The organism is Campylobacter sp. RM12651 (genome assembly GCF_022369475.1).
GTDB lineage: Bacteria > Campylobacterota > Campylobacteria > Campylobacterales > Campylobacteraceae > Campylobacter_E.
This window is the reverse complement of the sequence record NZ_CP059600.1, coordinates 932843-947195: the sequence shown is the minus strand read 5'-3', so window position 1 is coordinate 947195 and position 14353 is coordinate 932843. Positions and strand designations below refer to the sequence as shown.

General features: G+C 28.3%; 16 protein-coding genes. 5 read left to right on the top strand and 11 right to left on the bottom strand.

Annotation, left to right across the window (positions count from 1 at the left end):
• Nucleotides 1–41: 41 nt before the first annotated feature.
• Nucleotides 42–1136, top strand: a complete 1095-nt coding sequence (gene nusA / locus AVBRAN_RS04625; protein ID WP_214118554.1) for a transcription termination factor NusA — start codon at nt 42–44, stop codon at nt 1134–1136.
• Nucleotides 1133–2116, top strand: coding sequence for a histidinol-phosphate transaminase (locus tag AVBRAN_RS04620; protein ID WP_239803676.1), 984 nt, complete (start codon nt 1133–1135; stop codon nt 2114–2116). The genes nusA and AVBRAN_RS04620 overlap by 4 nt, the downstream gene beginning before the upstream one ends.
• A gap of 16 nt (nt 2117–2132) precedes the next feature.
• Here AVBRAN_RS04620 and AVBRAN_RS04615 read toward each other — a convergent pair whose 3' ends face one another.
• The 8 genes from AVBRAN_RS04615 to AVBRAN_RS04580 all read right to left on the bottom strand — a co-directional run bounded on the left by AVBRAN_RS04615 (nt 2133) and on the right by AVBRAN_RS04580 (nt 9234).
• Nucleotides 2133–2696 carry a D-sedoheptulose 7-phosphate isomerase gene (locus tag AVBRAN_RS04615; protein ID WP_239803675.1) on the bottom strand — a complete coding sequence of 188 codons (564 nt, stop codon included), beginning with the start codon at nt 2694–2696 and terminating at the stop codon, nt 2133–2135.
• Nucleotides 2686–4065 carry a D-glycero-beta-D-manno-heptose 1-phosphate adenylyltransferase gene (rfaE2, locus tag AVBRAN_RS04610; protein ID WP_239803674.1) on the bottom strand — a complete coding sequence of 460 codons (1380 nt, stop codon included), beginning with the start codon at nt 4063–4065 and terminating at the stop codon, nt 2686–2688. Before rfaE2 ends, AVBRAN_RS04615 begins: the two co-directional genes overlap by 11 nt.
• A complete protein-coding gene (gene ccoS / locus AVBRAN_RS04605) occupies nt 4062–4760 on the bottom strand; it encodes a cbb3-type cytochrome oxidase assembly protein CcoS (RefSeq protein ID WP_239803673.1) in 699 nt (232 codons plus the stop codon). The genes rfaE2 and ccoS overlap by 4 nt, the downstream gene beginning before the upstream one ends.
• A gap of 135 nt (nt 4761–4895) precedes the next feature.
• Nucleotides 4896–5282 (bottom strand): transcription antitermination factor NusB, encoded by a 387-nt coding sequence (gene nusB, locus AVBRAN_RS04600; RefSeq protein WP_214120575.1) that lies wholly within the window; start codon nt 5280–5282, stop codon nt 4896–4898.
• A complete protein-coding gene (ribH, locus tag AVBRAN_RS04595) occupies nt 5272–5742 on the bottom strand; it encodes a 6,7-dimethyl-8-ribityllumazine synthase (RefSeq protein WP_214118534.1) in 471 nt (156 codons plus the stop codon). Before ribH ends, nusB begins: the two co-directional genes overlap by 11 nt.
• Nucleotides 5743–5744: 2 nt before the next feature.
• Nucleotides 5745–6629, bottom strand: a complete 885-nt coding sequence (kdsA, locus tag AVBRAN_RS04590; RefSeq protein ID WP_239803672.1) for a 3-deoxy-8-phosphooctulonate synthase — start codon at nt 6627–6629, stop codon at nt 5745–5747.
• Nucleotides 6626–7567 (bottom strand): DMT family transporter, encoded by a 942-nt coding sequence (locus AVBRAN_RS04585; protein ID WP_239803671.1) that lies wholly within the window; start codon nt 7565–7567, stop codon nt 6626–6628. The genes kdsA and AVBRAN_RS04585 overlap by 4 nt, the downstream gene beginning before the upstream one ends.
• Before the next feature lie 2 nt (nt 7568–7569).
• Nucleotides 7570–9234, bottom strand: coding sequence for a lactate permease LctP family transporter (locus AVBRAN_RS04580; protein ID WP_239803670.1), 1665 nt, complete (start codon nt 9232–9234; stop codon nt 7570–7572).
• 181 nt (nt 9235–9415) lie between these two features.
• Here AVBRAN_RS04580 and AVBRAN_RS04575 point away from each other — a divergent pair, with 181 nt between their 5' ends.
• Complete coding sequence (locus AVBRAN_RS04575; protein WP_239803669.1) at nt 9416–10345, top strand: ribose-phosphate pyrophosphokinase; 930 nt, start codon at nt 9416–9418, stop codon at nt 10343–10345.
• A gap of 31 nt (nt 10346–10376) precedes the next feature.
• Here the strand turns inward: AVBRAN_RS04575 and AVBRAN_RS04570 are convergent, their stop codons facing one another.
• Nucleotides 10377–11309, bottom strand: coding sequence for a hypothetical protein (locus AVBRAN_RS04570; RefSeq protein ID WP_239803668.1), 933 nt, complete (start codon nt 11307–11309; stop codon nt 10377–10379).
• Nucleotides 11310–11339: 30 nt separating this feature from the next.
• On the bottom strand, nt 11340–11831 hold the full coding sequence (locus tag AVBRAN_RS04565) for a flavodoxin domain-containing protein (RefSeq protein WP_214118522.1): 492 nt from the start codon (nt 11829–11831) through the stop codon (nt 11340–11342).
• 145 nt (nt 11832–11976) lie between these two features.
• On the opposite strand from AVBRAN_RS04565, the gene AVBRAN_RS04560 reads away from it, so the two are divergent.
• Together AVBRAN_RS04560 and AVBRAN_RS04555 are read left to right on the top strand one after the other, a co-directional pair.
• The gene (locus AVBRAN_RS04560) at nt 11977–12327 is read left to right on the top strand and encodes a hypothetical protein (protein ID WP_239803667.1); all 351 of its coding nucleotides are present in this window, start codon (nt 11977–11979) and stop codon (nt 12325–12327) included.
• A 9-nt stretch (nt 12328–12336) separates the two neighbouring features.
• The gene (locus tag AVBRAN_RS04555) at nt 12337–12651 is read left to right on the top strand and encodes a hypothetical protein (RefSeq protein ID WP_239803666.1); all 315 of its coding nucleotides are present in this window, start codon (nt 12337–12339) and stop codon (nt 12649–12651) included.
• Nucleotides 12652–12703: 52 nt separating this feature from the next.
• Here the strand turns inward: AVBRAN_RS04555 and AVBRAN_RS04550 are convergent, their stop codons facing one another.
• Nucleotides 12704–14287 carry a DASS family sodium-coupled anion symporter gene (locus AVBRAN_RS04550; RefSeq protein ID WP_214118516.1) on the bottom strand — a complete coding sequence of 528 codons (1584 nt, stop codon included), beginning with the start codon at nt 14285–14287 and terminating at the stop codon, nt 12704–12706.
• Between the last annotated feature and the right edge of the window lie 66 nt (nt 14288–14353).

Below are 14353 nucleotides of genomic sequence, written 5' to 3'. Positions count from 1 at the left end.
TATATAATAATAGTCTTCAAACTTCAATTAAAGGTAAAATCTTGGAAAGAATAGTAGATATAATAGAATCAATTGCGAATGAGAAATCATTGCCAATAGAAGAAGTAAGTGAGCGTGTAGTAAAAGCTATTACAAATACTGCTAAAAGACTTTTTGGTGATGATAAAGAATTTAGTGTAGATGTTAAAAAAACTCTTTGTGTATATCAAAATCTAGTAGTTGTTGCAAATAATGATGAATTAGCTAATAATGAAAGTAAATATATTAGCCTTGATAAAGCAAAATTAGAATCAAGTGAAGTAGAAATCGGAGATACTTTAAAATATGAAATATCTTTTGCAAATCTTGATAGAACTGCAATAAATTGGCTTTATAAAGAATTAGAATATAATGTGCAAAGACTTGTAGAAGAAAAATTATTTGAAAAATACCAAAGTATGGTTGATAGATTAATTTTTGGAACGGTAGTATTTGTTGATAATGATGAAAATACTTTCATAGAATTTGATGAAATTAGAGCAGTATTACCTAGAAAAAATCGTATAAAAGGCGAAAAATTTAAAGTTGGTGATGTATTAAAAGCTGTTATTAGAAAAGTTAGTGTTGATAAAAAACTAGGCTTAAAGGTTGAAATTTCAAGAACATCTCCAAAATTTTTAAATGCACTTTTAATGCTTGAAGTTCCAGAGATTAAAGATGGTGCTATAGAAATTATTAATTGCGCTAGAATTCCTGGCGAAAGAGCTAAAGTTTTATTAAAAGCTAACTCAATCAATATTGACGCTGTAGGTGCTAGTGTTGGAACAAAAGGTGTTAGAATTAATGCTATTAGTAAAGAATTAAATGGCGAAAATATAGATTGTATAGAGTATTCTAACGAACAAGCTATTGTAGTTTCTCGTGCTTTAGCACCTGCAATTATTAATTCAGTTACGATTGATAACGACATAGCTAAGGTTGTAATAAATCACGACCAAAAAAGTAAAGCTATAGGTAAGCAAGGAATTAATATTAGATTATGCAATATGCTAACAGGACTTAATATTGAATTAATTGAAGTTGGCACTGAAGCAGAAAATCATATAAGCTCAGAAGAAGCAAAAGCAAATCTTGAAAATCTATTTAAAAATATATGATTGATTTAAGCAAAAACGAAAATACTTGTAATACTTTAGATATTAAAGAAATAATTAATAGTATTGAATTTAATAAGTATTCTTTTGATAAAAATTATAAATTATTAGATGAATTAGCTAATTTTTATAATTTAAAAAGTGATAATTTTGTTCTAGGTAATGGCTCAAGTAATGTTATTTATATGAGCCTTTTAGCATTTTATAAATATTCAAATTCCAATGTTCATTTAATATCACCATTACCTACTTTTGACTTAACACTTTATTATGCTAAAAATATAGGTTATAGTATTGATGGGTTTTATTTAGATAGTGAGTTTAATTTTGATATAAATAAAATAAAAATAATCCCAAATAAAATAAATATAATCTATCTTGTAAATCCAAACAATCCAACAGGCCTAATGCTAAGCAAGAAAGATTTAAATGAATTAAACTCAATTTGTAAAGATAATGTATATATGCTTTTAGATGAGGCTTATTGTGAATTTGCTGATGATTTTTATAGTTTAGAATTTGCAAAAAATCCAAATATTTTACATATTAGAACATTTTCTAAAATGTATTCATTAGCAGGTTTAAGAGTTGGATATGGGATAGCTCATAATAAATTAATAACGATTTTAAAAGATTTTTTTAGTCCTGATGCTATTAATGCTTTTGCTTTAGAGTGTGCGATTTTTGCCCTAAAACAAAATGACTTTGCAAAAACTACAAGAAAAATTATTAACGATAATAAAGCTTTATTAGAAAATGAATTTAAAACTTTAAATATAAAATATTTTAAATCTCATACTAACTTTATTTTACACGAAATTAAAAGCACAAAATATGCTGATTTTATGAAAGAATGCGGGATAATAGTTGGAAGACCTATAGATAATTATCCTTTATTAAATAGAATTAGCATAGGAAATATTAAACAATTAAAAGAATTTATAAAAGCATTAAGGCTAGCTAAAAATCATAATTTAGTTTGAGCTTTAAGCTCAAACCTTATTTATCTTTAAAATAATTATCCAGTATTTCACAAATACAATGTATTGTGAAAATATGAATTTCTTGTATTCTTGGCGTATTCTTACTAGGTGCTTTTAGGGCAAAATACGGACTATTTTCTAATTTTTCACTAGCTAATAAAACGCATTTGCAACCAATTTTTCTAGCTTCTTCAAGTGCTAAAATAACATTTTTACTAGTCCCGCTAGTGCTTATACCAAACACTATATCTTCACTTTTAGCAATAGCATTTACTTGTCTACTAAACACATATTCATAGCCATAATCATTACCGATTGCAGTTAGTGCTGAAGTATCTGTGCTAAGTGCAATAGCACTAAGACCATTACGCTCACATTTATATCTTCCACTAAGTTCGGCTGCAAAATGTTGGGCATCTGCAGCACTACCACCATTGCCAAAAATCAATAATTTTTTACCATTTTCCAAAGCTTTTTTTATAATATCAGCTACTTGAATAATATCTTTTAAATATTCTTCATTAATATTATCATAAGCTTTTTTGTGCTCGTTTAACTCATTTTTTAATTTATTTAACATATAACTCCTTTATTTTTTCTATAATATTTGTGGTTGAATATCCTGTTTTAAATTCTATTAATTTTACTTCTTTTGCATATGATGAGCCAACAACTTCTTTTCCTTCATAATCAGCACCTTTTACCAATATATCAGGCTCTAAAGTTTTAATTAAATTAATTGGCGTATCTTCACTAAATTCACAAACATAATCTACAAATTCTAAAGCACACATCATAGCTTTTCTAGTCATTATATTATTAATTGGTCTATTTTCACCTTTTAATCTCTTAATACTTTCATCAGAATTTAAACCAACAACTAAAATATCTCCTAACTCCTTAGCTGCTCTTAAATAACTAAGATGCCCGTAATGCAAAATATCAAAACAGCCATTGGTAAAAACTATTTTTTTACCTTTACTAAGTTGTTTAATCTCATCTATATTTTTAAATTTATAAAATTCATTATCAAAATTTATAATCTCATCAAGCCCTACGCTAACAGCCCCTATCTTACCTACAACAATAGCAGCAGCTTTATTAGCTAAATCTATACTTTTACTAATATTAAAATCATTCGCTAAGAAAAATGATAATGATGAAATCACGCTATCTCCAGCACCGGTTACATCAAAAACTTCTTTAGCTAAAGCATAATGGCGATTTAATTTATTATCATAAACAGCAGCAATTCCATTGCTACCTAAAGTAATTAATGGTATTTTTAAATCCAATTCTTTTTGTAATTTTTCTAATGATTTTAATAATATATCATCATCATATTCATTAAAATTACCTAAAAATTCACAAGCTTCTTTGTAATTAGGTGTTATTAAATCTATGCCTTTAAACTTATAAAAATCTTTCTTAGGGTCTGCTAGGCTTAAAGTATTGCTATCTTTTGCAAATTTAATTATTTTTTGTGCTAAATAAGGACTAACAACTCCTTTATCATAATCGCTAAAAATAATTACATCATATTTATCATTGCGTATTTTATCAAATAATTCATCAGCTAATTTATCGCTAATTTGCTCTGTGCTTTCTATATCTATTCTTACTATTTGCTGATTTGAGCCAAAAATACGAGTTTTTGTAGAAGTTTTTCTATCTTTTTGCTTAATTATATGGCAAGTTATATTTTGTTTTTGCAATTCGTTTTCAATAAATTTAGCACTATCATCATCTCCAATAACACTTAAAATACTAACATTTGCACCTAATTTTGCAAGATTATTAGCCACATTTGCCATACCACCTAAGACTTTTTTCTCACTTTTAGGAGTGATTACTGGAACTGGTGCTTCTGGACTAATTCTAGTGCAATTTGCGAAAACATAAATATCGTGTATTAAATCTCCAATTACTAAAGCTTTAATATTTTTCATTCATAGTCCTTTTTTATATCTAATAAATTATTCACTTTTTTACAATATTCAAATTCTTTTAAATCTTCATTAAACAAATAACGATTATTGATATTTGCATTTATAGCCGCTTGCATATCACTTACTTTATCGCCTATAAAAATTGAATTAAATAAATCTAAATTAAATTCTTTAGCTGCTTGTAAAATAAGACCAGCTTTTGGTTTTCTACATTCACAATTATCACTAGGTATATGCAAACAAGAATAAATTTTACTTATATTAATTTTATGATTTTTAAACTCATTTAAAATTGCTTCATTAAAAATATCCATTTGCTCTTTTGTAAAATACCCACGCCCTACTCCACTTTGATTTGTAATTATAAAAATCAAATAATCTTTATCTTGAAAGAATTTAACTATCTCAAAAATATTAGGCATAAATACTAATTTTTCTAATTCATAAACATAAGAAAAATCCTTATTAATTACTCCATCTCTATCTAAAAATAAAGCCTTTTTCATATTTTTTAATTCCATTTTTCTTTGTTCTAAAATAATTGCATCATTTAATGCTTCTTCACTATCATTTAATTCTAAAAAGCCATTATTTTCGGTAAATTGTTTATTTTTAAAACCCCAAATAAAGGCAATGATTACTATAAAAGCTAATAATATTGATACCCCTATCATTAGCATTAAAACATTTTCCATATTTATCCTTTTTGATTATTTTAATAAATATCATAAAACTATTAGGAATTTAATTTGGAAAATAAAATATAAAAATATCTATTAAAATATTCAACGAGTAATTAGCTAATATAAAAAATATTAGCTAATTTAAAATTAATTTCTAACTTTATCTAATACACCATTAATAAGCTTAGGTGCATTATCACTTGCATATTCTTTAGCTAGTTCAATAGCTTCATTTATAACAACAGCTTTATCTGTTTTTGTAAAAAGCAATTCATAAACACCAAGTCTTAAAATAGCTTTTTCCATACCACCTAAATTACTAACTTCATTGCTTTCTAAAATACCTTTTAAACACTCATCTATTTTTAATAGATTTGCTTGAACGCCGTTAAATAATTCTAAAGCCCATTCACGAATAGCATTTCTTATTTTATGCTCTTCTAAATAATCATTTACATGCTCACTATTTTGAACATAATCAAATGAATACAATAAACTTACAACCGTTTTTCTAGCTTGATGTCTAGTTGCCATTTTGAACTCTTTGTAAATTTAGCATTTCAATAGTAGTTACCATAGCTTCATAACCTTTATTACCACTTTTAATTCCTGCTCTATCCATAGCTTGCTCTGTAGTGTTTGTTGTAAGAACACCAAAACTAATTGGAGTATCATTTGCTAAAGTTATAGCTGCAACACCCTTAGTGCATTCTGCTGATACATAATCAAAATGTGGAGTATCTCCACGAATAACAGCACCTAAAACCACTATTCCATCATAATTTTTCTTCACTGCTTGTTTTAAAGCATAAGGTAATTCAAAAGCACCAGGAACTAAAATTAAATCTAAATTCTTTTCATTTCCACCAAAACGAACAAAAGCATCTTTAGCACCTTCAACTAATTTATCAGTTATAAAACTATTAAATCTAGCATTTATTATGGCAAATTTCTCATTACCATTTAATTTTAATTGTCCTTCAATAATATTCATACTTATTCCTTATTTAATATTTTCAATAATAAATTAATTTTCTCTTCTAATTTGCTAGTAGCTACCATATTAGGTCCATCGCATAAAGCTTCACACGGATTAAAATGTGTTTCAAAGAAAAATCCATCAACGCCAACTCCAGCAGCAGCTCTTGCTAAAGGCAATACAAAAGAACTATCTCCACCACTCTTACCACCTGCTGCTCCAGGCATTTGAACGCTATGTGTAGCATCAAATATAACAGGTGCGAAATTTCTCATAATTTTAAGAGATCTCATATCAACAACTAAATTCCCATATCCAAGACTAGTTCCACGCTCAACCGCTAAAACACCAGCTTCTCTTGCCATTTGATGAGCTTTTGAAAAATCTTCGTCTTTTAAATCTTTATATGATAATTCTCCAATATCAGAGCAAGCAAAAAAACTTTCATCATTAGTTTTATAATCATACCCTCTAGTCTGTGCTACTTTTGCTACGCTATATTTCATATCACTTGGATTTAAAAATTGACCTTTTTTAATATTTATAATAGCTTTAGTTTTAGCGGCTGCAACTAATAAATCAGTTTGTCTGCATAAAAAAGCTGGAATTTGTAGAGTATCAACAACTTGAGCTGCAATTTCAGCTTGATAACTCTCGTGAATATCTGTAATTATTTTATATCCAAATTTAGATTTTATATCAGCTAAAATCTGCAAACCTTTTTCAAGTCCAGGTCCTCTAAAACTATCTAAACTTGTGCGATTTGCTTTATCAAAACTTGATTTAAAATAAAAATCAATTTGTGGATGTTTTGCAATTTTTTCTAATCTTTTTGCAACTTCTGTAACAATTTCAGGACTTTCTATAACGCAAGGTCCTGCAAATAATATTATTTTTCTCATTTTTTATTATCCTTACTTAAACTTATTCCTATACCACCTATTAAAACGCAGATTATACCTGTTAAAACTACAAAACTTGGTAAATCATCTCCTAAAAGTATTCCTAAAAATAAAGTAAATACAACATCAATATATCCAACTCCAGCTACAACCCCAGCCTTTTTAGCTACTTTATAGGCTTTTGTTACATATATTTGGTATAGAATCGATAAAGAGCCCATTAAAATAATTAAAGTCCATATTTTATATCCAACAGGCATTACAAATGTAGCAAAAGCAAAATCAAAATGCCTAATAATACTCTCATTTAAATACTCTCCGCCTAGCATAGATAATATAGGTAAAATTGTTCCTAGTATAAAAAAACTTGATGCTATAACTTCAGTATTGTAAAACTTTCCTAATTCCCTAGCGCTTGTTAAAGCAAGTGCTGCTGTTAAACCACTTAAAACACCTAAAATTGAGTTTTTAATATCAAAACCACTATGTAAATGTTCAGGTGCAAATGGTTGAATTATTAACATTACACCACCAAAAGCTAATAATAAATATAAAATACTTTTAAATCCTAACTGCTCTTTAAAAAACAAAAATGCAATTAATGCTACAAAAAGTGGATTTGTTTTTTGAAAAGCAAAAGCACCGCCTAAAGAAATATTAGCGACATTATAAAAGAAAAAATATAAAGAAATAGTTCCTATTAAACCACGAAAAAACAATAAAGAGAATTTACCACCTGATTTTTTGTGTGGAATTTTATAAATCAAATAAGCTATAAAAATAACTCCAATAACATTTCTAAAAAACATTATTTCTACACTAGGCATAGTATTTGCAAGTAGTTTTGCACAGCACCCCATGAGTGCAAATGCAAAACTAGCAATAACCATAAAATATATTCCTAGATTTTTTTTAATTAACCTTTTTAAACTAAGCATAATTATTTAGCTAAAGGAATACTAGGTGGTATAATTCCAGGCATAAAATATGCAATTAAGCTTACCCAAATTCCTATAATTATTATCATAGCTATTGAGTATTTAACTGTGTATTTAAACAACTCACTCTCGCGTCCTACAAGACCAACAGCAGCACAAGCAACTGCAATACTTTGTGGAGATATCATTTTACCAACAACACCACCTGCACTATTTGCTGCTAAGAATAATGTGTCAGAAAAGCCTAATTGATGAGCTGTAACTTGTTGTAAAGAACCAAATAAAAGGTTTGCACTTGTATCAGAACCTGTTAAGAATACTCCAATCCAGCCAATTACAGGAGAGAAGAATGTAAATGCTCCACCAGTTTGTGATAATGCAATTCCTAATGTTCCACTAGCTCCACTATAATCAGTAATTTTTGCAAAACCAACAACTAAACCAATAGTTAAAATAGGAAACGCCATTTCTCTTAAAGTATCATTAAAGCATACTTTAGCATCACTAGCTTTTACTTTTAAAATATATATACTTGCAATTGCAGCAAATAAAATAGCTGTTCCTGGAGTGTTGATTAATGGAATTCCTAGTCCTAAAGGTTGAGTTCCTGCTTTTCCACCTTCTACAAGTGATGGTTTAATAACTGCTAAATCACCTAAACTAGCAAATGATAATTTAAGATTTGTAAATGCTAAAGCTGCATCAGTTCCAAATAATGATTTAAACCAACCTTGAGTCCATATAACAACAAATACAATTAATAATAAGAAAGGTGACCAGGCATAAACAATTTCTTTGATGCTTAAAGTTTTTACATCGCTAAAATCTTTTTTATCATCAAATCTTACAATATTTTTAAGTTTAAATGTTTTTGCAGCAACAGCAGTAGCTACTAAAGAAACAATAGCTGAAATAATATCAGGTAATTCAGCACCTAAGAAGTTTGCTGATAAAAATTGTGCTATAGCAAAAGAAATAGCTGCAACAAATACAATAGGGAAAGTTTCTTTAATACCTTTCATACCATCCATTAAAAATACTATAAAAAATGGAATACAAAAACTAAACGGAGGTAAAATTCTACCAACCATAGCAGCAACTTCATGTTGTTGTATTCCAACAGCTTGAGCCATTGCAATAATTGGAATACCAATAGCACCAAATGCAACAGGAGCTGTGTTTGCTATCATACAATATCCAGCTGCTTGTAATGGTCTAAGACCTAAACCAACAAGTAAAGCAGCAGTAATTGCAACAGGTCCACCAAATCCAATAGCACCTTCTAAGAATGCTCCAAAACAAAATCCAATGATGATTACTTGAATACGATGATCAGGCGTAATTGTCATAATACTTTGTTTAATTACTTCAAATTGACCTGATTTAATCGAAAGCTTATAAAGAAAAATAGCTGCTATTATAATCCAAGCAATAGGCCAAATACCAGTAGTAAAACCTACTATAATACTAGCAAATGCAGCATTTAACGGCATTTTATAAGCAAAAACTGCAACAAGAATGGCTGTAACAACGGTTAAAAAACCTGCCACATAACCTTTTGTCTTAAAAACCACTAGGCAAAGAAAAAAGCAAAGTATAGGTAAAAATGCTACAAATGCACTTAACCAAATGTTGCCAAGTGGGTTAAAATTAGGTGTAAATTCCATAATTTTCCTTTCGTGATAAGATTTTAATATTTTAATTTTAAATGCTGAATTTAGCATATAATAACAACAAGATTAAGAATAATCGTAATATTTTTAACAATATGTTACTTTTTGTAACAAATTTACAAATAAGTTTTTTAAGATATAATAGCTCATTTTATTAATTTAGAAAGGTTATTTTATGAGAGGTTATACCATTTTTTCGGGTTCTGCAAATATTCAATTTGCCAATAAAGTCGCTCAAAGATTAGATTGTAAATTAAGCGATGCTGGAGTTAAGCGTTTTAGTGATGGAGAAATTAGCGTTCAAATTGGAGAAAGTGTGCGTGGTAAAGATGTATTTATTATCCAAAGCACTTGCGCACCAGCGAATGATAATTTAATGGAATTATTAATATTAACTGACGCATTAAAAAGAAGTTCAGCTAATTCAATCACTGCTGTAATTCCTTATTTTGGATATGCTAGACAAGATAGAAAAGCAGCTCCTAGAGTTCCAATTAGTGCAAAATTAATAGCTGATTTAATGCAAACTGCAGGAATTAGCCGTGTAGCTACTATTGATTTACACGCAGGTCAAATTCAAGGATTTTTTAATATCCCTGTTGATAATTTATACGGAAGTATTATTTTTAACGAACATTTAAAACAAAGAGATTTAAGTAAAGCAGTAGTTGCAAGTCCTGATACAGGCGGAATTGTTCGTGCAAGAGCTGTTGCAAAAGCACTAGATTTAGAACTTGTTATTGTTGATAAACGCCGTGAAAAAGCTAATGAAAGCGAAGTTATGAATGTAATTGGCGATGTAAATGGTAAAGATGTAATTATAGTTGATGATATGATTGATACTGCAGGAACTATTGTTAAAGCTGCTGAAGTGTTTAAAAAATTAGGAGCTAAAAGTGTAATTGCTTGCTGTACTCATCCTGTTTTAAGTGGAGCTGCTTATGATAGAATAGAAAATGGTGCTTTAGATGAATTAATAGTAACTGATACTATACCACTAGCAAAAGAATGTAAAAAAATAACAGTTTTAAGTGTTGCACCTTTATTTGGAGAAGTTATTCGCCGTGTTTATCATAATGAAAGTGTTAATGGTTTATTTTCATAATTAAATTTTTCATAATTCCTAATTTAATTAATTAGGAATTATTTTTTAAACTTATAGCTAAATAATCCAAATCATCTTCGCTCAATTTATTTATATTAATAATAAAATTAATATATTTAGTTTGAATATAAATTCCTTGATAATCTATATATTTTATTTTCTTATACTTGACTTTAAATAAGAAAAATCCATATTCAAATTCTAAAAAATCATCATAAAAATTAATTTTGATTAAATTAAATTTTAGCTCAAAAACTAGCGTAATTATAGGATTTAAAATAATTAAAAAATACATTATAATAATTTCATCACTATATTTAAACGCTGCGATTATAAAAATAAACCAAATTAATAAAATCAAAAAATATTTATTAAAAGCCTTTAGCTTTATACTATGTTTAAGTAATGGTAATTCATAATCATCAGGGTATTTGCCTTTAATATTTAGCATATAAAATATACTCGCAAAAAACATAAAAAATGGGAAAATATACTTTAAATCTTCATAATTATCTCTTACTTTGTATCGCTCATAAATAAAGCCATTTGATTCTAATTGTCTTATTTCTGGATAAAATACGCTAGGAACATAGTAAATAGCTACTTTTTGCCCTATGAGATTTTTTGCATAACTTTTATCTTCTCTTGCTATGAAAGTTTTGTGATTTTTATTATTATCAATCATTTTATAATGCCATATTATGTAATCAGTTCTACTCCTAAATATTTTCTTATAAACTATCTTTTCTATATCGTACAATACACCTTCAGCCTTTTTAAGTTCATCAAGATTTTTTGTATGATCGCTTATGTATTCTAAGCTATATAAAACTATCACAATAAAAGTTACAAAAACAAAAAACGCTGAAACTAATTGAAATAAAAACAATAAAAAATTACCTTTTTTATCATAACAAAGTCTAAAAATAAATATCAAATATAAGTGTTTAAAAAATGCTAACATTACCAAAAAGGAAGCTTGGCTTCCTAAAAATCATAAATATTTTTTAATATTTTCAACCCAAGCATTAATTCTTGCTTCGTTTTTATCCCCATCAGCTTTATCAAGGCAAAGCCCTCTTAAAGCTTTTCCAAATTGTAATCTTGAGAATGTGTAGTTATAATCACTTGAGCAAACTTCGCCTATAAATCTTGCTCCACTAAAAGCTAATTTATCATAAAAATCAGCTACACCAGAGCAAAAACTATCAGGATGTCTTTCTTGTCCGCCAACACCTACGATAGCTACATTTTTATCGCTAAAATCAATAGTATTTAATAATTTTACTTTACTTCCCCAATCATCAGCCAAAGCACCAAAAAAATAGCTTGAACTCATTAAGATTAAAGTTTTATATTCTGATAATGCGTTTATTTCAACATCTTTAATATTTACAACATCAGCACCAATTTTTGCTGCGATTTGCTCTGCAAAAGCTTTAGTAGTACCACCTTTTGTAGCATAAAAAATACCAACTTTTTTCATAACTTCTCCTTAAAATTAAAATGTAGTTTCATTGTAGCCTAAATAAGATAATTTTTGTTTTAAATATTTTAAAATTATTTTAAGCTACTTTTAAGATTGGGGGGGGGGGTATTATATGGATTTAATTTTTTATTAAGGAGTGTAAATGGATACGAATAGTATTTTAATGAGTATTCAAGACAAGTTGCCAAAAGACGGAATGGCTGTAATTAATTTAAGAGAAAAGTTAGAGAGAATGAACGATGCTGAAAGAAAAAACTTTTCAGACAAACTACTTGCTGCAAAGCTTAAAAATCCTACTACTGGAATTATATGTGCTATGTTTTATGTAGATAGATTTTATCTTGGCTCTATTGGTTTAGGCATACTTATTTTTATACTCAAATTCATTACTTGTATGTTTGCAATAGGAATTATATGGTGGATTATTGATATTATAAATATTGGCAAAAAAGTTAGACAATACAATTATCAACAAATTTTACAAATTATATAAGGATATATCGTGAAAAAAATATATTTTTCTTTAATTGTGGTTAGTGTATTTTGTATAGGTTGTGGTTCTATACCTAGTTGTGATGATAAAGAAGTAACTGATGTTGTTACTCAAATTGTTAAAAAACAAGTTCCTAATATTTCTTCATTAGATATTTCGTATTCTGGATTTATGACTGAAAAAATAGATAAAGAAAAAAAACTAATTAGATGTAAAGCTGAAATGAAAATGACAAATAAAAACACAAAACAAAGTGCTGAAAATTGGTTTGATTATAGTGCAAGATATACTGATGATGGTATGGTATATGTGGAAGTTTATTAATAATTTTGTGTTTAGAATTTGAAATAGGAATTTCCTATTTCAAATTCTTAAATCAATAAAAGCCTAATATCTTCCACCATACCAAGCCAACACAAATCATAACTGCTATATCAATAACACTTACAATAAAACCTATTATCCACCATTTATTAAGACTAACATAACCACTACCAAATACAACAGGAGCAGTCCCTGTAGCATAATGCGTAAGTGCCATCATAATATTTCCTGCAGCTGCTAACATAAAAGCATATAGCATAGGTGGTGCTCCTAAATCAAGCCCTGTTTTATAAAATACCAAAAACATTGCTGAAATATGAGCTGTTGTGCTTGCGAAAAAATAGTGCGAATATAAAAACGCTAAAGTAAAAAATATCATTACAAAAGTTACACTAAGCCCTAAAGATGAAGCTGCCATTTTTAACTCTTGTCCTAAAAATGCAGCTAAACCTAATTTATCAAGCATAGTAGCAAGCATAATTAAAGCAGCAAACCATACTAATGTATCCCAAGCTGTCTTTTCTGCTAATAATTCATCGTATTTTAAAACACCAGTTAAAAGCGCAATTGCAAGTCCTAAAGCCGCCACACTAGCAGGATCAAACGTCAAGGCCTTTGCATATTCGCTAAAACCAAACCAATTAGCAAAATTACTAGGCATTCCAGCCCATAAGAATAAGCATAATCCAAAAATACTAAGCATAATTTTTTCATCTAAGCTAAATTTACCCATAGCAGCTAATTCTTTTTTAGCTAATTCTCTTGCATCAGGTGTTTCTTTAAGTTCAGGTGGGCTTAAAAAATAAATCACTAATGGCATAAGCAATATCGCACACATTCCAGGAACAAACATTCCTAAAGCCCATTGCCCCCAAGTAATACTAATATTTGCATTAGTTGCATCTGAAATTAGTTTTACTACCAATGGATTTGGTGCAGTTGCGGTAATAAACATAGCAGATGTAATTGGATTTGATTGATAATTTACAAGGCTAAGATATGTTCCTGCTTTATTTGCACTGCCATTATTTGGCTCTGAACCTAGAGCTTTAGCAATTGATTGAACTATTGGATTAATTATACCACCGCCCCTTGCAGTATTTGATGGAGTAATTGGAGCTAAAAACACTTCGCTTAAAGCAATTGAATATCCTATACCTAAAGTTTTTTTACCAAATATGCTTAAAAAATAAAATGCCAATCTTCTTCCAAGACCAGTTTTGATAATACCACGAGCGAGCATAATAGATATTACAATAAGCCATATTAAGCTATTAGAAAATGCACTTAAAGCATCTTTAATAGCAGCCTTACTTCTAGCAGCTCCACTAATATCAGCACTAACGCTAATTGTAGAAATTGCTATAAAAGCAATAGATATTAAGCTAACTGCACCAAGTGGCATTACCTTTAAAATAATACATAAAACAGTAGCTATAAAACAACCTAAATATATCCAAGAAAGTCTTGCATCAAATAAGCTTAATTCTAATAATTTTTGTTCTGAAAAATCAGAATGAGCCTTTAATAAAGCAGCTTGTTTAATAGAAATTAGACTTTCAGGAACCGGAATAAATACAAATGAAATAGCTATTAATATACATAAAATAGCTAAAGGAATTTTATCCTTAGTCATAACATCTCCTTTTCAAAAAGTAAGTAATTATAATAAGAATTTATTAAAAAGAAAAATAAAGTATAT